This window comes from Streptomyces sp. NPDC041940, assembly GCF_055589465.1.
Genome location: NZ_JBVJBP010000011.1, coordinates 66,116 through 84,956 on the forward strand (window position 1 = coordinate 66,116; position 18,841 = coordinate 84,956).

Annotated in this window: 20 protein-coding genes; 10 read left to right on the top strand and 10 right to left on the bottom strand. The window is 70.0% G+C overall.

The window, feature by feature from the left end; translation table 11 throughout:
* The first annotated feature begins 113 nt into the window (after positions 1–113).
* Together ACZ6I3_RS19965 and ACZ6I3_RS19970 are read left to right on the top strand one after the other, a co-directional pair.
* Positions 114–1,493, top strand: coding sequence for a GH1 family beta-glucosidase (locus tag ACZ6I3_RS19965; protein WP_469416112.1), 1,380 nt, complete (start codon positions 114–116; stop codon positions 1,491–1,493).
* A gap of 138 nt (positions 1,494–1,631) precedes the next feature.
* A complete protein-coding gene (locus ACZ6I3_RS19970; RefSeq protein WP_469416114.1) occupies positions 1,632–2,459 on the top strand; it encodes an SAM-dependent methyltransferase in 828 nt (275 codons plus the stop codon).
* Between the two features lie 50 nt (positions 2,460–2,509).
* Here ACZ6I3_RS19970 and ACZ6I3_RS19975 read toward each other — a convergent pair whose 3' ends face one another.
* Both ACZ6I3_RS19975 and ACZ6I3_RS19980 read right to left on the bottom strand, forming a co-directional pair.
* On the bottom strand, positions 2,510–3,424 hold the full coding sequence (locus tag ACZ6I3_RS19975; RefSeq protein ID WP_469416116.1) for a helix-turn-helix domain-containing protein: 915 nt from the start codon (positions 3,422–3,424) through the stop codon (positions 2,510–2,512).
* A gap of 56 nt (positions 3,425–3,480) precedes the next feature.
* On the bottom strand, positions 3,481–3,711 hold the full coding sequence (locus ACZ6I3_RS19980; protein WP_454641476.1) for a DUF397 domain-containing protein: 231 nt from the start codon (positions 3,709–3,711) through the stop codon (positions 3,481–3,483).
* Between the two features lie 400 nt (positions 3,712–4,111).
* Here ACZ6I3_RS19980 and ACZ6I3_RS19985 point away from each other — a divergent pair, with 400 nt between their 5' ends.
* The 5 genes from ACZ6I3_RS19985 to ACZ6I3_RS20005 all read left to right on the top strand — a co-directional run bounded on the left by ACZ6I3_RS19985 (position 4,112) and on the right by ACZ6I3_RS20005 (position 10,796).
* On the top strand, positions 4,112–4,657 hold the full coding sequence (locus ACZ6I3_RS19985) for a hypothetical protein (protein ID WP_469416117.1): 546 nt from the start codon (positions 4,112–4,114) through the stop codon (positions 4,655–4,657).
* A 287-nt stretch (positions 4,658–4,944) separates the two neighbouring features.
* Positions 4,945–7,575, top strand: a complete 2,631-nt coding sequence (locus ACZ6I3_RS19990; RefSeq protein ID WP_469416119.1) for a SpoIIE family protein phosphatase — start codon at positions 4,945–4,947, stop codon at positions 7,573–7,575.
* 128 nt (positions 7,576–7,703) lie between these two features.
* Positions 7,704–9,068 carry an FAD-dependent oxidoreductase gene (locus tag ACZ6I3_RS19995; protein WP_469416120.1) on the top strand — a complete coding sequence of 455 codons (1,365 nt, stop codon included), beginning with the start codon at positions 7,704–7,706 and terminating at the stop codon, positions 9,066–9,068.
* A 148-nt stretch (positions 9,069–9,216) separates the two neighbouring features.
* Positions 9,217–9,711 carry a lamin tail domain-containing protein gene (locus ACZ6I3_RS20000; RefSeq protein ID WP_469416122.1) on the top strand — a complete coding sequence of 165 codons (495 nt, stop codon included), beginning with the start codon at positions 9,217–9,219 and terminating at the stop codon, positions 9,709–9,711.
* A 101-nt stretch (positions 9,712–9,812) separates the two neighbouring features.
* Positions 9,813–10,796, top strand: coding sequence for an alpha/beta fold hydrolase (locus tag ACZ6I3_RS20005; RefSeq protein ID WP_469416123.1), 984 nt, complete (start codon positions 9,813–9,815; stop codon positions 10,794–10,796).
* A gap of 130 nt (positions 10,797–10,926) precedes the next feature.
* Here the strand turns inward: ACZ6I3_RS20005 and ACZ6I3_RS20010 are convergent, their stop codons facing one another.
* The 5 genes from ACZ6I3_RS20010 to ACZ6I3_RS20030 form a co-directional block, all read right to left on the bottom strand.
* Positions 10,927–11,301 (bottom strand): roadblock/LC7 domain-containing protein, encoded by a 375-nt coding sequence (locus ACZ6I3_RS20010; RefSeq protein ID WP_469416125.1) that lies wholly within the window; start codon positions 11,299–11,301, stop codon positions 10,927–10,929.
* Between the two features lie 67 nt (positions 11,302–11,368).
* Complete coding sequence (locus tag ACZ6I3_RS20015) at positions 11,369–11,890, bottom strand: roadblock/LC7 domain-containing protein (protein ID WP_469416127.1); 522 nt, start codon at positions 11,888–11,890, stop codon at positions 11,369–11,371.
* A 38-nt stretch (positions 11,891–11,928) separates the two neighbouring features.
* Entirely contained in the window at positions 11,929–12,753 is an 825-nt protein-coding gene (locus ACZ6I3_RS20020; RefSeq protein WP_469416129.1) for a hypothetical protein, read from the bottom strand.
* The gene (locus tag ACZ6I3_RS20025) at positions 12,750–13,154 is read right to left on the bottom strand and encodes a hypothetical protein (RefSeq protein WP_469416131.1); all 405 of its coding nucleotides are present in this window, start codon (positions 13,152–13,154) and stop codon (positions 12,750–12,752) included. The genes ACZ6I3_RS20020 and ACZ6I3_RS20025 overlap by 4 nt, the downstream gene beginning before the upstream one ends.
* Before the next feature lie 502 nt (positions 13,155–13,656).
* Complete coding sequence (locus tag ACZ6I3_RS20030) at positions 13,657–14,103, bottom strand: anthrone oxygenase family protein (protein ID WP_469416132.1); 447 nt, start codon at positions 14,101–14,103, stop codon at positions 13,657–13,659.
* A gap of 90 nt (positions 14,104–14,193) precedes the next feature.
* Between ACZ6I3_RS20030 and ACZ6I3_RS20035 the strand changes: the two genes are divergently transcribed.
* A complete protein-coding gene (locus tag ACZ6I3_RS20035) occupies positions 14,194–14,772 on the top strand; it encodes a TetR/AcrR family transcriptional regulator (protein WP_469416134.1) in 579 nt (192 codons plus the stop codon).
* A 21-nt stretch (positions 14,773–14,793) separates the two neighbouring features.
* On the opposite strand, the gene ACZ6I3_RS20040 is transcribed toward ACZ6I3_RS20035, so the two are convergent.
* Positions 14,794–15,594 carry a helix-turn-helix domain-containing protein gene (locus tag ACZ6I3_RS20040; protein ID WP_469416135.1) on the bottom strand — a complete coding sequence of 267 codons (801 nt, stop codon included), beginning with the start codon at positions 15,592–15,594 and terminating at the stop codon, positions 14,794–14,796.
* Between the two features lie 14 nt (positions 15,595–15,608).
* Between ACZ6I3_RS20040 and ACZ6I3_RS20045 the strand changes: the two genes are divergently transcribed.
* Both ACZ6I3_RS20045 and ACZ6I3_RS20050 read left to right on the top strand, forming a co-directional pair.
* Positions 15,609–16,064 carry a nuclear transport factor 2 family protein gene (locus ACZ6I3_RS20045; RefSeq protein WP_469416137.1) on the top strand — a complete coding sequence of 152 codons (456 nt, stop codon included), beginning with the start codon at positions 15,609–15,611 and terminating at the stop codon, positions 16,062–16,064.
* 111 nt (positions 16,065–16,175) lie between these two features.
* Positions 16,176–16,691 (top strand): hypothetical protein, encoded by a 516-nt coding sequence (locus ACZ6I3_RS20050; RefSeq protein ID WP_469416138.1) that lies wholly within the window; start codon positions 16,176–16,178, stop codon positions 16,689–16,691.
* A 321-nt stretch (positions 16,692–17,012) separates the two neighbouring features.
* Here ACZ6I3_RS20050 and ACZ6I3_RS20055 read toward each other — a convergent pair whose 3' ends face one another.
* Entirely contained in the window at positions 17,013–17,894 is an 882-nt protein-coding gene (locus tag ACZ6I3_RS20055; RefSeq protein ID WP_469416140.1) for an SMP-30/gluconolactonase/LRE family protein, read from the bottom strand.
* A gap of 17 nt (positions 17,895–17,911) precedes the next feature.
* Entirely contained in the window at positions 17,912–18,832 is a 921-nt protein-coding gene (locus tag ACZ6I3_RS20060) for a sugar kinase (protein WP_469416363.1), read from the bottom strand.
* Positions 18,833–18,841: the final 9 nt, after the last annotated feature.

Consider the following 18,841-nt stretch of genomic DNA (forward strand, 5'->3'; position numbering starts at 1 on the left):
CCTGGGGAATCGGCCTGATCCGGTGAGAATAGCGGCCGCGTTCCTCCTCTCGATCCCCTGCCAATTCTGACTATTACCAGATCATTATTCTAGGACCGGGCATTGTTGAAGGCATGACTGACTTCCCGAGTTTTCCGCCCGGCTTCGTGTTCGGGGCCGCCACCGCCGCGTACCAGATCGAGGGTGCGGCGCAGGAGGACGGCCGTGGGCCGTCGATCTGGGACACCTACTGCCGCACCCCCGGCCTGGTGGCGAACGGGGACAACGGCGATGTCGCCTGTGATCACTACCACCGGTATCCGCAGGACGTGGCGCTGCTGCGCGAGCTGGGCGTGGACTCCTACCGGTTCTCGATCGCCTGGCCGCGCATCGTCCCGGACGGGTCCGGTCCGGTGAATCCCAAGGGGCTGGACTTCTACTCCCGGCTGGTCGACGCACTGCTCGCGGCCGGCATCGAGCCCGCGGCCACGCTCTATCACTGGGATCTGCCCCAGGCCCTGGAGGACCGCGGCGGCTGGCGGGCACGGGAGACCGCCGAGCGGTTCGGCGAGTACGCGGCCGTCGTCTCCGCGCGTCTGGGCGACCGGGTGCCGCGCTGGATCACCCTCAACGAGCCGTGGTGCAGTGCCTTCCTCGGCTACTCCGTCGGCCGGCACGCCCCGGGTGCCCGCGAGGGCCGGGGTGCGCTGGCCGCGGCCCATCACCTGCTGGTCGGGCACGGTCTGGCCGTACAGGCGTTGCGGGCGGCCGGCGTACGCGAGGCGGGCATCACCCTCAACCTCGACCACCACCTCCCCGCCACCGGCTCCCCCGCCGACCGGTCGGCCGTCACCCGCGCCGACACCCTGCACAACCTGGTGTGGACCGAGCCGATCCTGGCGGGCCGCTACCCGGCCACCGAGGAGGAGACCTGGGGCGAGTTGATCACCGGCCAGGACGTCCGGCGGGACGGCGACCTGAAGCTGATCTCCCAGCCGCTGGACTTCGTCGGCATCAACTACTACCGGCCGATCGTCGTCGCCGACGCCCCGTACCGCGAGAGCGACCCGGCGTCGCGCGTGGCGACCGACAACCGCTACGAGGAGGTACGACTGCCCGGCGTACGGCACACCGCGATGGGCTGGCCCGTCGCACCCGGCACCTTCACGGATCTGCTGGTGGGGCTCAAGGAGCGCTACGGCGATACCCTCCCGCCACTCCACATCACCGAGAACGGCTCGGCGGAGGACGACGAGGTGAGTGCCGACGGGGCCGTCCACGACAGCGACCGGGTCGCCTACCTGCATGACCATCTCAACGCGCTGCGGGCCGCGATGGACGCCGGCGTGGACGTCCGCGGCTACTACGTGTGGTCCCTCCTCGACAACTTCGAGTGGGCCTTCGGCTACGACAAGCGCTTCGGCATCGTCCGCGTCGACTACGCCACGCAGCAGCGGACGCCGAAGGACAGCTACCGCTGGTACCGGGCCATGATCGCCGCGCAGCGGCGGTGACGGACCGGCCCGGGGAAATCATCTTGTCGTTCGATCCGGTGGATGTGCGCCGAGAGGCTGGCACCGCCCAACTCCCGCTCCCTAGGATGTACTTCCTGTCCAGCCAGGCCGTAGGCGCGGCACTTCGCAGGGGGAACGATGCACTCCGAGAAGCAGTTGTCCACCGAGATCGACGCGACCGTGCCGACGGCAGCGCGCATGTACGACCACTACCTGGGCGGCAAGGACAACTACGCGGCGGACCGCGCCGCGTGCGAGGAACTCGACAAGGTCGTGCCCAGCACGCGCCGTCTGGCCCTCAACAACCGGCGTTTCCTCCAGCGCGTCGTGCGGACCCTGTCCGAGGAGTACGGCATCCGGCAGTACCTGGACCACGGCTCAGGCCTGCCGACGCAGGACAACGTGCACCAGGTCGCCCAGCGCATCGACCCCACCACGCACGTGGTGTACGTCGACAACGACCCGATGGTGCTGGTCCACGGCCGTGCGCTGCTGGAGCAGGACGAGCGCACCACGGTGATCCACGCGGACATGCGCGAGACCGACCTGATCTTCGACCACCCCGACACCAAGCGGCTGATCGACTTCTCCGAGCCGGTGTGCGTGCTCTTCAACTCGGTGTTCCACTGCATCCCGGACAGCGACACCGACGGGCCGCTCGCGGTGGCCCGCCGTGTGCGCGAGCGGCTCGCGCCCGGCAGTTTCCTGGTGATGTGCCAGCTGGTCAGCGAGGATGCCGAAGTCCGGGACTTCGTCACGAACTTCATGGACCAGGCCACCCAGGGGCACTGGGGCCGCGTGCGTGAGCCGAAGGACGTCGAGACGTACTTCGAGGACCTGGAGATCCTGCAGCCGGGCATCGTGGAGGTGTCCACCTGGCGACCGGACACGGAGGTGGCGCCGCGTCAGCTGACCCACGAGTGGATCGAGTTCGGCGGCGTGGGACGGATTCCGCTGGAGAAGTGACGGAGATGTAGCGGGAGCACCCGCACATCACGGGGGGCGCTGCTCCATCATCAGGGGTAGCGCTGCTCCATCGTCCGACGCAGCAGTTCCATGGAGTCACGTGGCTTGAGCGCCTCGTCCGCGAGCCGGTCCAGCGCGATCCGGTACTCCTCCGTCTCGTCACGGTCCTCGAGGAAGTTCGCGCTCTTGATGTGCTCCAGGTAGACCACGTCGGGCAGATCGAGGCCGCCGAAGCGCAGATACGTGACCGGGATGGCCGGCGCCGAGGCGTTGGTGACGCTCAGCGGCACGATCTGCACCGTCACATTCGGCCGTCCGGCCATCTCGACGAGGTGCGCGAGCTGTTCCCGCATCACGTCGGTACTGCCCAGGACGCGCAGCAACACGGACTCGTCGATCATCGCCCACAGTTGCGGGGCCTCCCGCCGCAGCAGCAACCGGGCCCGGTGCTTGCGCAGTTCGACCCGCCGCTCCACCTCGCCGGCGGGCGCGTTCGGCAGGCCGCGCTCCACCACGGCCCTGGTGTAGGCGGGTGTCTGCAGCAGGCCCGGCACGTACTGGATCTCGAAGGTACGGATGGTGGCGGCGGCCTCCTGGAGTCCGACCAGCCGGTCGAACCACTCGGGCATCAGCCGCTTGTCGTATCGCTGCCACCAGCCCGGCTCACCGGCCCGCTGCAGCAGCTTGAGCAGCACCGACGCCTCGTAGTCGCCGGTGTTGTACAGCCGCAGCAGCGCGCGGACGTCGTTCTCCGTCGGCGGGCGGCGGCCCTTGCCCGACTCGATACGGGACAGCTTCGCGGGGCTGAATCCGACAGCGCGTGCCGCTTGGTCCTGGGCGAGCCCGGCGTCCTCACGGCAGCCGGCCAGCTGCACACCGACCAGCATCTTCAGCAGAGTCGGCGCCGGCTCGGGCCTGTCCAGGTAGGGTTCCAGACGGGAGATGCGATGCGACGCGGCGGACATCCTGACTCCCAGCAGACCAGACACAAGGGCGATTTACCCTATCGCACCCGCCCTCTTCAGAGCAGGTGGTCGAACTCGCCGTCCTTGGCACCGGCCAGGAACGCCGCCACCTCCGCCGCCGTGTAGACGAGCGCGGGCCCGTCGGGATCACGGGAGTTGCGCATCGCGATCCCACCGTCGACGAGGGGGGCGACCTCGACGCAGTTGCCCTCGGCGTTGCTGTGCCGGCTCTTGATCCAGCAGGCGTCCAACATGCTCGCCTGCACTCCGTTCTGCACTGGTGGCACCGCGGTCTCCTTGCTGTTCTCGTACTCCGGCCGCACTCGTCCCGGCTTGCGTACCCATGACGGCTTGATTTTCACGCAATTTCTCGTGCAATTGCACGCGGGCGCCGTCAGCGTGGATAATAGCGGCGGCGTCAACCCCACTGCTGGCGCCCCGTCCTGACGTCGCATCGGGGAGATGCCGTGTCATCACCTGCGCAGCACGTGCTCCGGCCGCCGAGTGGGGCTGCGGCACACGCGAGCGCACCCGGCACGAGCCACGGTCGCCCACCCGGCCCGCACACGCCGACGCCGTACGGGACCACCCCGATGCCGGAGACGAGGCAGCAGCCGTCCGATGTGCTGCCCTCCTTCTCGACCTGTCCATTCCTCTGACACGACTGCCGCGGAAAGGCCCCACGCCATGCGCAGCGCTTCGACGGAACACCAGAGCAGCGAGCGCCCACAGCGCCCCGACCGCCCGACCGGGGTGGCCCGGGCCACCCCGCTCACGGCACTGGACCGCGTGCCGTGGGGCGACATCCAGGACTCCACCGGTTCGGCCGCGGCCATCCCCCTCCTGCTCAACGGCATCGCCTGGGGCGACCCCGACACGGCCCGGTCCGCACTCGACGACCTGCGGAAACGGATCTGCCAGTTCGGATTCGTCGTGGAGCAGGCCACCGCCGCCACGGTTCCGTTCCTGTGGGAGCTGGCGAAGCTGCCGCAGGTGACCTGCCGCGCCCAGATCATCCAGCTGCTCAAGAACATCGCCGAAGCCCGGCAGTGGGAGAGCACCGCCGCCGTCTATCCGAAGCTGCTGAACCATCGGGAGAACCCCGTGGTGTGGGAGCGCGCGGCGCGCCAGGCGGTGCGTGCGCGGCGCGGCGAGCTGGGCCGGCTGATGGACGACGAGGACACGGAGATCGCCCGGGCCACGAACGAGCTGGCGCGTTCCCTGAGAACCTGAGACCCGAGGCTGCGGAGATTTTGCGGAAGGTTTCCGATCGGGCCAAGGTGAGGGTGCGCGCCCGGCCGCGGGCGGCTCCCGGGTGCTCACGGCGTCGGGAGACGTGACGAAACCGTGAGGGCCCGCTGCCACCACGGGTGATGCCCCTCGCCTCGCGGGGCCGGGCAGTGTAGACATGGCACATGGTCCGACTCTTGGGTCGATCCGGGACTCGATCGCCCCTGCGGCCCGGCACTGCGCCGTCCGCACGGCAGCGGCGGGAGGCGGATCCGTCGCGGTGGCATCCGATGGCGGGGCTGCGGTCGGTCGTGGGCGGGCGCAGCGTCGCCGGACAGGTGTTCCTGCTCGTCGTGGTGATCGTGCTGCTGCTGGTGGTGGCCGCGGTCGTGGCGCTGGTCCTGCAGGTACGGCACGACACGACCCAGGAGGCCCGTAACCGCTCGCTCGCCGTCGCGGAGACCTTCGCCAACGCGCCGGGCACGGCCGATGCGCTGGAGGGCCCCGATCCCACCGCTGTGCTCCAGCCACGTGCCGAGGCCGCCCGCGAGCAGGCGAAGGTCGATTTCGTCGTCGTCATGAACACCGACGGCATCCGCTACACCCACCCCAAGCCGGACCGCATCGGGAAGCAGTTCGTCGGGACCATCGCGCCCGCGCTGGCCGGGGAGTCGGTGACCGAGGAGATCCAGGGCACGATCGGCCACCTCGTACAGGCCGTGGTGCCGGTGAAGGACCCGGACGGCCGGGTCGTGGGCCTGGTATCGGCGGGGATCACGACCGAGAACGTCGGCGGCACCGCCGACCGTCAGCTGCCGCTCGTGCTGGCCGCCGCCGCGGTGGCCCTCGCCCTGGCGACGGCGGGCGCCGCGCTGGTGAGCCGGCGGCTGCTGCGCCAGACCCACGGGCTCGGGCCGCACGAGATGACCCGGATGTACGAACACCACGACGCCGTGCTGCACGCCGTCCGCGAGGGCGTGCTCATCCTCGACGGCTCCGGCACCCTGCTGCTCGCCAACGACGAGGCGCACCGCCTGCTCGGACTGCCCTCCGACGCCGAGGGCCGGCACATCCTCGGCCTGGGTCTCGACCCAGGCACCGCCGATCTGCTGGCCTCCGGGCGCGTCGCCACGGACGAGGTGCACCTCGTCGGGGACCGGCTCCTGGCCGTCAACCAGCGGACCACGGAGAGCGCCGGCGGTCCGCCCGGCAGCGTCGCCACACTGCGCGACTCCACGGAGCTGCGCGCCCTGTCGGGCCGGGCCGAGACCGCGCGGGAACGGCTCAACATGCTGTACGACGCCGGCGTGGGCATCGGGACGAGCCTCGACGTGACCCGTACCGCCGAGGAGCTGACCGAGCTGGCCGTGCCCCGGTTCGCCGACTTCGTCACCGTGGACCTGTTCGACTCGGTGCTGGGCGGCGGACAGCCGAACGCGGCGGCCGCGCTGAGCCGTACGGCGCTGAGCGGGATCCGCAAGGACGCTCCGCTCTACCCCATCGGCGAGCGGATCAGGTTCGTCGACTCCTCCCCGCAGGGCCACAGCCTCGACACCGGGCGGGCCGTCCTGGAACCCCGGCTGGGTGAGGCCCCCGGCTGGCAGGCACAGGACCTCGAGCGCTCCGCGCAGATCGTGGAGTACGGCATCCACTCCCTGATCACCGTCCCGTTGAGGGCCGGCACCCTGGTGCTGGGCGTGGTCAGCTTCTGGCGCTTCGAGAAGCCGGAGCCCTTCGACGCGGACGAGCTGGTCCTGGCCGAGGAGCTGGTCGCGCGGGCCGCCGTCTCGATCGACAACGCGCGCCGCTACACCCGCGAGCACAGCATGGCCGTGACGCTCCAGCGGAGCCTGCTCCCCCGGAACCTGCCCGAGCAGGGGGCGCTGGAGATCGCGTACCGCTATCTGCCGGCGCAGGCCGGGGTGGGCGGCGACTGGTTCGACGTACTGCCGCTCTCGGGGGCCCGGGTCGCGCTCGTGGTCGGAGACGTCGTCGGCCACGGACTGTACGCCGCGGCCACGATGGGGCGGCTGCGGACCGCCGTGCACAACTTCTCCTCCCTCGACCTCCCACCGGACGAACTCATCGCCCTGCTGGACGAGTTGGTCGGCCGTATCGACCAGGACGAGACCGAGGAGGACGGCAGCGCCCCGGTCACCGGAGCGACCTGCCTGTACGCCGTCTACGACCCGGTCTCCCGGCGCTGCACCGTCGCGCGGGCCGGGCATCCCCCGCCGGCGCTGATCCACCCCGACGGCAGCGTCGAGTTCCCGGAGGTGCCCGCCGGCCCCCCGCTCGGGCTCGGCGGTCTGCCGTTCGAGACGGCGGAGCTGGAGCTGGCGGAGGGCAGCCGGCTCGTGCTCTACACCGACGGGCTGGTCGAGGACCGGGAGCGGGACATAGACGTCGGCCTGGACATGCTGCGCGAGGCACTGAGCCGGGCCGGTGAGTCCCCGGAGGACACCTGCCGGGTCGTGCTGGACTCGCAGCTCACGGCCCGGTCCAGCGACGACATCGCCCTGATCGTCGCGCGCACCCGGGCGCTCGCCGCCGACCAGGTCGCCGAGTGGCCGGTGCCGTCCGACCCGGCGGCGGTGGGCGAGGTGCGGGCGGCGGTCACCCGGCAGCTGACCGAGTGGGGGCTGGACGAGCTCTCGTTCACCACCGAGCTCATCCTGAGCGAGCTGGTCACCAACGCGCTACGGTACGGCGGCGGCCCCATCCATGTACGGGTGCTGCGCGACCGCAACCTGATCTGCGAGGTGTTCGACAGCAGCAGCACCTCACCGCATCTGCGGTACGCGACGATGACGGACGAGGGCGGCCGGGGCCTGTTCCTCGTCGCACAGCTCGCGGAACGCTGGGGGACGCGCTATCTTCCCGCCGGGAAGGTCATCTGGGCGGAGCAGCCGCTGCCATAAGCGGCACTTGGAGGTGCTCATAAAGTTGGCTTATGAGCTCATAGACCGGACCCGCGTACCGACTTAGGCTTGCCTTAGTTTAGGCTTCCCGACGAGATCGCTTGTCGCCGCTCGAAGGGAACCTGACCATGCCCCGCCCCCTGCGGGTAGCCATCGTCGGATCCGGCCCCGCCGGGATCTACGCCGCTGACGCCCTGCTCAAGTCCGGGGTGGCCGCCGACCCCGGTGTGTCCATCGACATCTTCGAGCGCATGCCGGCTCCGTTCGGTCTGATCCGCTACGGCGTGGCGCCCGACCACCCGCGGATCAAAGGCATCATCACGGCCCTGCACCAGGTCCTCGACAAGCCGCAGATCCGGCTCTTCGGCAACGTGGACTACCCCTCCGACATCAGCCTGGACGACCTGCGCGCGTTCTACGACGGTGTGATCTTCGCCACCGGCGCGACGGCCGACCGGGCGCTGCCCCTTCCCGGCATCGAGCTCGACGGGTCGTACGGCGCCGCGGACTTCGTGTCCTGGTACGACGGCCACCCCGACGTCCCGCGCACCTGGCCGCTGGAGGCGGAGAAGGTCGCCGTGCTCGGCGTCGGCAACGTCGCCCTCGACATCGCGCGCGTCCTGGCCAAGACGGCGGACGAGCTGCTGCCGACGGAGATCCCCGCGAACGTCTACGAGGGCCTGAAGACCAACCGGGCCAAGGAGATCCACGTGTTCGGCCGCCGGGGCCCGGCGCAGGCGAAGTTCAGCCCGATGGAGCTGCGGGAGCTGGACCACTCCCCCAACATCGAGGTCATCGTCGACCCCGAGGACATCGATTACGACGAGGGCTCGATCGCCACCCGGCGCGGCAACAAGCAGGCCGACATGGTCGCCAAGACCTTGGAGAACTGGGCGATCCGCGACGCCGGCGACCGGCCCCACAAACTCTTCCTGCACTTCTTCGAGTCGCCGGTCGAGGTCCTCGGCGAGGACGGCAAGGTCGTCGGCCTGCGCACCGAGCGCACGGAGCTCGACGGCACGGGCAACGTCAAGGGCACCGGCACCTTCAACACCTGGGACGTCGGCGCGGTCTACCGCGCGGTGGGCTACCTGTCCGACAAACTCCCCAAGCTGCCCTGGGACATCGACTCCGGCACCGTGCCCGACGAGGGCGGCCGGGTCATGCAGGAGTCCGGCGAGCACCTGCAGTCCACGTACGTCACCGGCTGGATCCGGCGCGGCCCCGTGGGCCTCATCGGGCACACCAAGGGCGACGCCAACGAGACGGTGTCCAACCTGCTGGACGACTACGCGAACGGCCGGCTCCAGACGCCCGCCACCCCCGATCCCGAGGCCGTGGACGCGTTCCTCGCCGAGCGGAACGTCCGCTTCACCACCTGGGACGGCTGGTACAAGCTGGACGCCGCGGAGAAGGCGCTGGGCGAGCCGGAGGGCCGCGAGCGCGTGAAGCTCGTCGAGCGTGAGGACATGCTGCGGGCGAGCGGCGCCTGACGCCCGTCCTGTAGGCCTGTGGGGCGGGTCCGGTGGCAATGTCACCGGACCCGCCCTTATGCGTGCTTGAAGCGTGTACGATCCGGGTGCTTCACCGAATCATCACGTTGCCTTCACAAGAAGGCCTTGCAAGGGGGGACGAACGTCCATGCACATACGCCTTGTCGCCACCACGGCGACCGCTGCCGGAGCCCTGATCGCCCTGACGGCGGTTCCGGCCCAGGCCGCCGAGTACAGTTCCGCGCTGAAGATCCGGGGTATCCAGTACGACGCTCCCGGCCGCGACTCCAACCGCTGCTCGGGCGGGAACACCGCCGCGGAGTACCTGACGATCGAGAACTACTCGCGGTCGACGACCGTGAACCTCAAGGGGTACGTCGTCAAGGACGCGGCAGGAAACAACTTCACCTTCACCGCCAGCCACACGCTGCAGCCCGGTGACCACGTGAAGCTGCGCGGCGGCAACGGGTCGGACTCCGACGCGAAGAACGTCGTCTACCGCGACAACTGCAACTTCATGTGGAACAACGACAAGGACACGATCTACGTGTACAAGCCGTCCGGCAGCCGTGCCGACGTGCACTCGTACACCAAGAGCGGCTCCGACAAGGACGGCAACGGGTACATCACGTACCACGGTTGAGATGCGTGAACGTGAGGCCTGTTGCCGTTCCGGCAACAGGCCTCACGTTCTTCCCGCCGGGCGCAGCATGATCAAGGGAGCCGAGTCCCCCGGGAGGATCCATGCCGCAGACGTCCACCACCGGCCCGACCCACCGTCTGGTGCCTTCACCGGCCGGTCGTACGCACCTCGTGGAGCAGGGAGACGGGCCGCTGGTTCTGCTGCTGCACGGCTTCCCCGAGTCCTGGTACGCGTGGCGCCACCAGTTGCCGGCGCTGGCCGCCGCCGGCTACCGCGCGGTGGCCGTCGACGTCCGCGGCTACGGGCGCTCGTCCCGGCCCGCGGCGGTGGAGTCGTACCGGATGCGGGAGCTGGTGGAGGACAACGTCGCCGTGGTGCGGGCGCTGGGCGAGCGGTCCGCGGTGATCGTCGGACACGACTGGGGTGCGAGCATCGCCGCGACCTCCGCGCTGGTCCGGCCCGAGGTGTTCCGCGCGGTGGGGCTCCTGAGCGTGCCCTACACCCCGCCCGGCGGCCCGAGGCCCGGCGAGGTCTTCGCCCGGATGGGCGGCGACGAGGAGTTCTACGTCTCCTACTTCCAGGAGCCCGGCCGGGCCGAGGCCGAGATCGAGCCGGACGTGCGCGGCTGGCTCGCGGGCTTCTACGCCGCCCTGTCCGCCGACACGATGCCCGAAGCCGACGCCCCCGACCCGCACTTCGTCGGCCGCGGCGGAAGGTTGCGCGACCGTTTTCCCGCCGGCCCGCTGCCGCACTGGCTGGACGAGGCCGATCTCGACGTCTACGCCGGGGAGTTCGAGCGTACGGGGATGACCGGGGCCCTGAACCGCTACCGGAACATGGACCGCGACTGGGAGGACCTGGCCGGCTTCGCCGGCGCTCCCGTCACCCAGCCGTCCCTGTTCATCGGCGGCGGCCTGGACGCGGCCACTACCTGGTTGGCCGACGCGATCGAGGCGTACCCGACCACTTTGCCGGGCCTGACGGCCTCGCACATCCTCGAAGGCTGTGGCCACTTCGTCCAGCAGGAACGCCCCGTGGAGACCAGCAAACTCCTCGTCGAGTGGCTCGCCGGCCTTCCGGCCTAGGTGCTCGGGGTCGGCAGCCAGCGGTCGAGGTAGGTGCTCAGGCCCGTCAGGTCGGTACCGCGGGCCGGGGCCCTCCGGACCGTGTTGTGTCCGGAGGGCTCCCGTGGTGCCGGTTCGGGGTGGTGCGGGCTCAGACCTCCAGGTCGGCCTCGATACGGCGGAGCTGATGGCGGGCCATCGCCAGGTTGGCCCTGCTCCCGTCGAGCACGAGGTAGAGGAACAGCCCGCTGCCTCCGCGCCCCTTGATCAGGCGGATGAGGTGGTACTGGGAGTTCAGGGTGATCAGGATGTCCTCGATATCCTCCTTCAGTCCCAGATGCTCCATGGTCCGCAGCTTGGCCCGTACGACGTCGGTGTTGCCTGCGGCGGCGATCTCCAGGTTGAAGTCCTTGGTCCCGCCGAGGGTGCCGAGGGCCATGCCGCTGGTGTAGTCGACGAGGGCTGCGGCTGTAGCCCCCTCGATGGAGCTCAGACATTCCTTCAGCGCTGTCTCGGTGTTGGCCATGCGCTCGGTTCCTTTCGTTCCGTCATGTTTGGGTCGGTCGGTCGTGAGGTTCGGGTGGTTCGGCGGCTCAGATGCCGGTCTGCGGGCGTGGCTGACGGGTGGGCCGCTGCGGTGTGCGGACCGGGAGGGTGCCGATGGGGCGGGCCGTGGCCGGGGGCGCTGCGGCGCGATGTTCGGCGGGCGCTGGCCGTTCGGCGTGGCGGCCGGTGCCCGGTCCTACGCGTGTGGCCACCAGGTCCGCGATCCGGGCGCCGCTGCGACGGCCCTCCAGATGGAGGCGGCCGACGTTGACACGGTCCTCGGCGAGGAGGGTGAGAACGGCGGTGGATCCGGCCGCGTAGGTCGCGACGTAGCCCCGGGAGCCGCGCACCAGCAGTTCGCGGAAGTCGCCCCGGCCGGAGGCGTCGGTCATGCGGTACGCGACGCCGAGGGCGGCGGCGGTGAGTGCGGCGAGTCCTTCCGGTTCGGTCTCGGGCACGTCGTGGGCGAGGACGAGTCCGTCGACGGTGGCCGCGAGGGAGCCCGTCAGCCGGGGTATGCGGGTGCGGAGCCGACGCAGTTCGTCCAGGACGTCGGTCTCGACGGCCATGAGCATTCTCCTTTCGGCACGCTGTCTTCGCGCGCGGATCACAGTGCCTCCAAGGCGTGCAGGAGCCGTCGCAGCAATGCGGTGTCGGGCTCGTCCGGTGCCAGCGGACGAGGGGCGGGGCCAGGCTCGGCGGACGCGGGGGCGGGGACTGGGGCGGGAGCGGGGGCGGCCGCGGCCGGGGCCGTGGCTACGGGGACGACCATCCCGGCGGCGGCCAGGCGGCGGAGTTCTACGAGCGTGTGGAAGGTGCGGCAGGCGAGGGCCGTGGCGATCTGGGCGGCGGTGCGGACGCCGTCGACCTGGGCGAGGGTGCGGCTGCGGCGGGCCGGCAGGTCCGAGGGGGCGGCGTCGGGCACCCGGGCGAGCGGGGCGAGGTCGACGCAGGGTTCGGGCCATATGCGGTGCAGCAGTTCGCGGCGGCGTCTCGACTCGCGCAGGACCGCGCCCACCGGAACTGAGCGAACCGCGCCGAGCCAGTGTGCGACTCCGGGGCGGAAGCGTAGTGCCGGTCCGTCGTGGGCGAGGACGAAGTACGCCGCGTCGAACAGGGCGCCCAGGTGGCACAGTTCCAGCGCGCCGGCGGCGAGCTGGCCGCTGTCGACCAGTTGCCGGCCGACCCGGCAGCGGCGGCCCGCCTGGTCGATCGCGGCCCACCAGCCGTCCGGGGCGAGCGCACCGCTGTGGGTGAGCAGGTCGCCGAGGGCGGGTGTGACGGCGGATTCGACGTGGACGACGTGCCCGGAAGCCAGGTAGACGATGCCCGACTCGGTGGACAGGGCGCCGCTCGCGCCCTGCTCGGCAAGGGTGCCGAGCAGGGCCGAGGCCGGTTCGTCCGTGCGTGAGGTACGGATCGTCATGGTCATCCGAGCACCAGTCGGTCCGCTATCTCGGCCAGCCGGATGCGGGCCAGAGCCAGGTTTCCGTCGCTGCGGTCGAGCCATAAGTGCAGGAACACGGTGCTGTCGAACGTCGTGCTGACGAACCTGAGCAGGTGGTACGAGTCGGCGTTCGTGATGATCAAATCCTGTACGGGTGGTTCTTTGCCGGACACCTCTCCCTCATCGCCGCCGGCCGGCGCGAGGAGGCCACTCTCGGTGGCGAGCCGGGCGAGTTCGGCGGTCTCAGCCGCCGTCGCCTCCAGGTCACCGCCCGGTGCGTCACCCACCGCGCCCAGGGCGAGACCACTGATCCAGTCGACCACCGATGCCCCTCGCGCGCCGGGCAACCGCATGGCCTCCAGCAGACTCTCGTCAATTCCGGGCACGCCGAATCCCCCTCCCCTGCACGGCCGTTCCCGCGAACGTGAGCACGACACTACGGTGTGTGCTCGGCGCAGGTGAACGCTTTGGCATTTTCCAAAGGAATGTGCAGGGAAGCGGGCGGGGGGTGAACGAGGCTGATCGGAAGCGGGCAGGATGCATCGCGGGGGTTCGCAGGGCAGCTGGCCGCCCACCCTGACCTGCACCTTCACGAGCCGGGCACACCACGGCAGCCCTGAGCCAAGGTCAGGGTCCATCCCTTTGACCCCTCCTTACATCTGCTCCTGAACGAGCACCCACGCACCTCTCTATCGTTCGGCGCAGTATTGGAGAACCAGGTCTGCGATGCGACCTGCACCGTGCCAGCTTTGCAATGACTAAGCCGCAGAGCACTAGCGGCATCGGCATGTGCCCGCAGCGCAGATGGGCCAGCGCGAGCAGAGCCTGTCGGTCCGCGGTCCGGCGGCGCTGGATCGTGCGCCACCAGCGCAATGCCGGCCCGCGGGCTCAGGCGAGGGCGGCGACCAGCAGGGCGAAGGCGGCGATGATGACGGCGACGCGGACGTAGTGGAAGCGGTCCCAGCGGTTCATCTGCTCCTTCCAGTCCTCGGGCCGGTTCTCGGGGGTCCACGTCTTGCCCCGGTTGTTGATCGGGACGAGCAGCAGAAGCGACATGATCACGCTGAGGATCAGCAGCGCGCCGGCGGTGACGACGAGGCCGGTGCCGTGGTGGTGCCATCCGGCGATGGCCCAGACAGCGACCAGGACGAGCGAGGTGATGTACCAGACCGGCATCACGGCGCCGAGCATCCGGCCCCCGTGGGCGCGGCCGAGTTGGCCACTGTCCTCAGGGAGGGCGTTGAGGATCGGGTTGATGACGAAGGCGACGGAGAACTCCACCCCCACCATCACGCCGACGAACACGGTGGTGAACACCTCGAGCGCGTTGAGCATGATGACCCCTCCAGGATCTAGCGTTGCTAGATAATGAGTCAACGCTAGTACTACTGCCGCTCGATTGTCTAGCGGTGCTAGGATTTAGTCATGTCGGTACAGGGACGCAAGCAGCGTGAACGGGCGGAGCGCGAACGCCTCATCGTGGCGACAGCCCGCGAACTCGCCGAGCAGCAGGGCTGGGACGCGGTCACCACCCGTCGGCTCGCCGAGCGCATCGAATACAGCCAGCCCGTCCTCTACAGCCACTTCCGCGGCAAACGCGAGATCATCGGTGCCGTCGCCCTCGAAGGTGCCACCGAGATGGCCGCGGCGCTGCGGGACGCGACCTCCGCCGCAGACGGCCCCCGCACCCGGGTCACCGCCCTGGCCCGCACCTACCTCGACTTCGCCGCACGCAACCCGGCGGTCTACGACGCCCTGTTCCAGCTCGACGGCGGCCTGGCCTTCGCGAACGAGGACACCCCACAGCCTCTGAAGGACGCCTTCGCCGCGCTGCTGGAGAGCCTTGAGGAGGTCACCGGGGGCGGCGTCCACCCGGGACTGTTCACCGAGGTGTTCTGGGCGGCCCTGCACGGACTGGCCACCCTGACCCGGGCGGGACGGCTCCCGCCGGAGGACACCGAGCGCAGGGTGGAACTGCTGGTGGACCGGCTCGCCACGGTCTGACACACCGCCCCAACTCACCGATCAGGGGTAGGCGGCTGCTCGAACGTCACCGTTGGACTCCCCGAAGTAGGCGGCGCTCTCTGCGTCCGCCGGGTAGTACGACTCGATCGCGACCTCGTCCAGCGTGATGTCCATCGGAGTTCCGAACGTGGTGATGGTCGAGAACAGCCGCAGCTCTCGTCCGTTGAAGCGAAGGATCATCGGGATCAGGACATCGGATTCGACCGATCGACTCGACGCGTCCTCGGAGTTGGGCTCCAGCAGTTCCTCGTAGAGCGCGGTGAGCTCAGCGTCGGGAGCAACGGTGAGCTGACGCCTGATTCGGGAGCGGAATACCACACGCACGTCGGCCAGGTTGACGACCAGAGGGGCGAACCCACGCGGGTCCAGACCCAGCCGCACCAGGTTGATCGGCGGCTGTAGCAGGTCGGGATCGACGTCCGCGAAGAACGGCTCGACCGCGCGATTGGTCATCACGATGTTCCACCGGCGATCGAAGGCCACCGCCGGGTACGGCTCATGCGCACGGAGCACCCTCTCGACCGCGTCCCGGGCCGCCGACAGCGCACCGTCATCGAGTGGCCGCTCGGCGTACCGGGGTGCGAAGCCGGCAGCGAGCAACAGCTGGTTGCGATCACGCAACGGCACATCGAGCTGGTCCGCGAGCCGGAGGACCATGTCGGCGCTCGGGTTGGACTTGCCCGTCTCGACCAGGCTGACGTGACGAGCCGAGACGTCGGCCGCGATCGCAAGATCGAGTTGGCTGAGTCGTCGGCGATGCCGCCACTGCCGCAAGAGCTCCCCAACCGTATGCATGGTCATCGAGAGTACTCATCATGGAGCCGCGCGCCATGAAATCCGACTTCATCGACAACCGTTGCCACCGCAGAAACACTGCGTCCATGACCACAGACAACAAGAGCATTGTTCAAGGGGCACTGGCGGAACTGATCGAGACGGGCAGCGTCGACGCGCTCGAACCGTTGCTGAGCGATGACTTCGTCCATCACAGGCCGGACTCGACTTCATCGACCAAAGCGGAATGGCTCGCCGCCGTACAAGCAGCACTCACCCCGCTCGCCGATATGCGGGTCGAGGTCCACCACCTGCTGGCCGACGGTGATCATGTCGTGATGCACTCGCGGCGACAGCTCCCCGATGCCGGGCCGGAGATCGCGGTCGTCGATATCTGGCGGATCGACGAGGGGCTGATCGCCGAGGCTTGGGAGATCATCGAGCCGGTGGCCCAGGCGGCCGCCAATCTGGTGTGGTGGGAGCCTGCTGGGCGCTGACCAGTCGTATCGGTTCCGCCAGTCTGCTCCCCACGCCCGTCACACCGAGCCAGCCCCTGGTTCTGAAACGATCCGTCAGAGGTGGACGCGCGATACAGGAATACTGCTCTGGTGCTGTCGACGTGGATCGCTGAGGTGGCCGACGAGCCATTGGTGCTGGAGCCGGGTGACCGGCGGGTGGAGCAGGAGACCAACACCTGGTCGCTAGGTGCGTCCGACGAGGACAGGAGGTCGTTGTCCGCCGCCGAAGTGGTCGCTGCCTTCGAGCGGACTGCCGCTGCCATCCGGGAACGCATTCGCAAGCTGAGCTTTTCCGGAGTGGCGACCTTCTATGTGTGGCACGACGTACAGGCCGGGCAACTCCGGTGCTCGACCGGTTCTGTGCCCCCGGACGCGTTGCCATTCAGCAGCACGTATGTAGTTTCCGACGACCTCGGCCCGGTCGTTGAGCCGTTCCTGGCCGACAGCACGCCGGGCCTCGTCGCCTGGTCGGACCTGGAAGACACGGAGCGCCACTCGGAGCAGACCGAGACCGAGCCGGAGATCAGGCCCTTGCGGGTCTGGGTCAGCAGTGTCGGAGCGAGTGCCAGTACCGCCCACCGGGGCAGCGGCCCCCCGGTGGGGTGAACCCGAGGCGCACCATGGCCAGACCGGGCCCGGCGACCAGTACCTGTAGTGCGTGATCAAAGACGTGCCGCGGCGCTCGCCGCCCTAGTTGTGCTGTCCCGGGACGTTGGTGACATGCGACACGCCTTGAGCGGTCCTTGAACGGGGCGAAGGCCCGTGGGTTCGGTGTGGATTGTGACATCGACACGGCAACAACCTCAACGACCAGACCCGCTCCCTGAAAATCAACCGCAACGACTGCGGCTGCCCCCTCCCCCGCGCTCCGATCGCGCCCGATTCGGGCGCCCCGGGTGCGTCCGGCCGCTCGATCACGGGTTCGTTTCAGCGGCGGTCCCGCCAGGAGCAAGCCGCTGTTCCCCCGACCGGCACGGGGATGCTGAGCACCGCGCCGGAGGCCGCGGTCGGGTTCTTCACGCCGTACCGGGCCGTGGTGACCAGGAGGCGGTTGTCCCCGGGGAGCAGGCAAACCGACGTGGGGTGCGGGGCGGGCACGGTCATGGTGTGGAGCAGGCGGCCGTCGGGGTGGTACCGGCGGATCGCGCCGGCGCCCCACATCGCGACCCACAGGCAGTTCTCCTCGTCGACGGTCATGCCGTCGGGGCTGCCTTCGGCCTCGCGCAGCCGGGCGAAGGTCGTCGGGGTGGACAGTCCGCCCGAGACGGGGTCGACGCGGCAGCGGAGGATGGTGCCGGCGGCCGTGTCGGCCAGGTACATGGTCGTGCCGTCGGCGGTGAACGCCGGGCCGTTGGGGATGGTCAGGCCGTCGAGGGCACGGACGACCGTGCCGTCGGGGTCCGTTCGGTAGAGCGAGCCCGCGCCGGGGGTGCCGTCGTAGGCCATGCTGCCTGCCCAGAAGCGGCCGGCGGGGTCGGCGACGCCGTCGTTCATCCTGCTGGGGACGGGGGCCCGGTCCTCGGGCCGGTCCAGCCATTCCAGGGCGCCGTCGGCGGTGACCAGCGCGATGCCCGTGCCCACGGCGGCAATCCACGCCCGCGGCCTGTCGTGCACCGGCGCGATGGCACCCAACGGCACGTCGAGTACGGCCAGTTGGCGGGGGTCCGGTTCCGCGTCGTCGCGCAGTTCGAAGAGCCGGCCGCTGAGGATGTCGACGTACACGTACCGGCCGTCGACCCAGCGCCCGCCCTCGGCGAGTTCGTACTCTCCGTCCACGACGACCGTGACGGGCGCTGTCGGGATGGCCATGAGTCACCTCCTGTCTGTCAGCGGACGGTCGTGCCGTCGGGTTCGTCGAAGAGTCCCAGTTCGTCGCGCGTGGGGAGCCCTTCCCAGTCGCCCCGGGTGGCGACCGCGAAGGCCGCGGTGGTGACAGCCCGGTGCAGACGGGCCGGAACGTCCGCGCCGTCGAGGAGTCCGGAGAGGTATCCGGCCACGAATGCGTCGCCGGCGCCGACCAGGTCGACGGCGTCGATCTGCCGCGCGGCGCGGTCGGCGGTTCCGTCGGCGGAGGCGACCGTCGCGCCGTGTGCGCCGCGTTTGACGATCACCTCTCGGACGCCCGCGTCCAACAGGCTCTTCACGGCCTCCGACTCACCTGCCGCTGGCTGTTGCAGCACCAGCGGCAACTCGTCCTCGGAGGCGACGAGCAGGTCGGTGTGGGCGAGCAGCGGCCGGAGGGCGGCGCGGGCGCGATCGGCTGCCCACAGCCTGGAGCGGTGGTTGATGTCGAGGCATACGGTGATGCCCGCGTCGCGGGCGGCCGTGGCGGCGGCCAGGACGGTCTCGGCGGCCGACGCGCTGAGCGCCGGTGTGATGCCGGTCAGGTGCAGGACGCGGGTTCCGGGGGCCAGCGCGGGCAGGACGCCGGCCGGTGTGAGGGCCGAACCGGCGGAACCGGCACGGTAGTAGCTGACGCGGGTCAGCGTGCCCAGGCGGGGTTCCGTCAGCAGCAGCCCGGTGGGCCGTCCGGCGTCGTCGGTGGCCGCGTGGCTGACGTCGATCCCTTCGGCACGCAGGGTGCGCAGTACCAGCGCGCCGAGTTCGTCCGCGCCGACCCGGCCCGCCCAGCGCACCCGGTGCCCGAGCCGGGCGAGGCCGATGGCGACGTTGGACTCGGCTCCCGCCACGGACAGGCCGAGATTGCCGCCCATCCGCAGGGCGCCGTGGGCGCGCAGCGCCGCCATGGTCTCGCC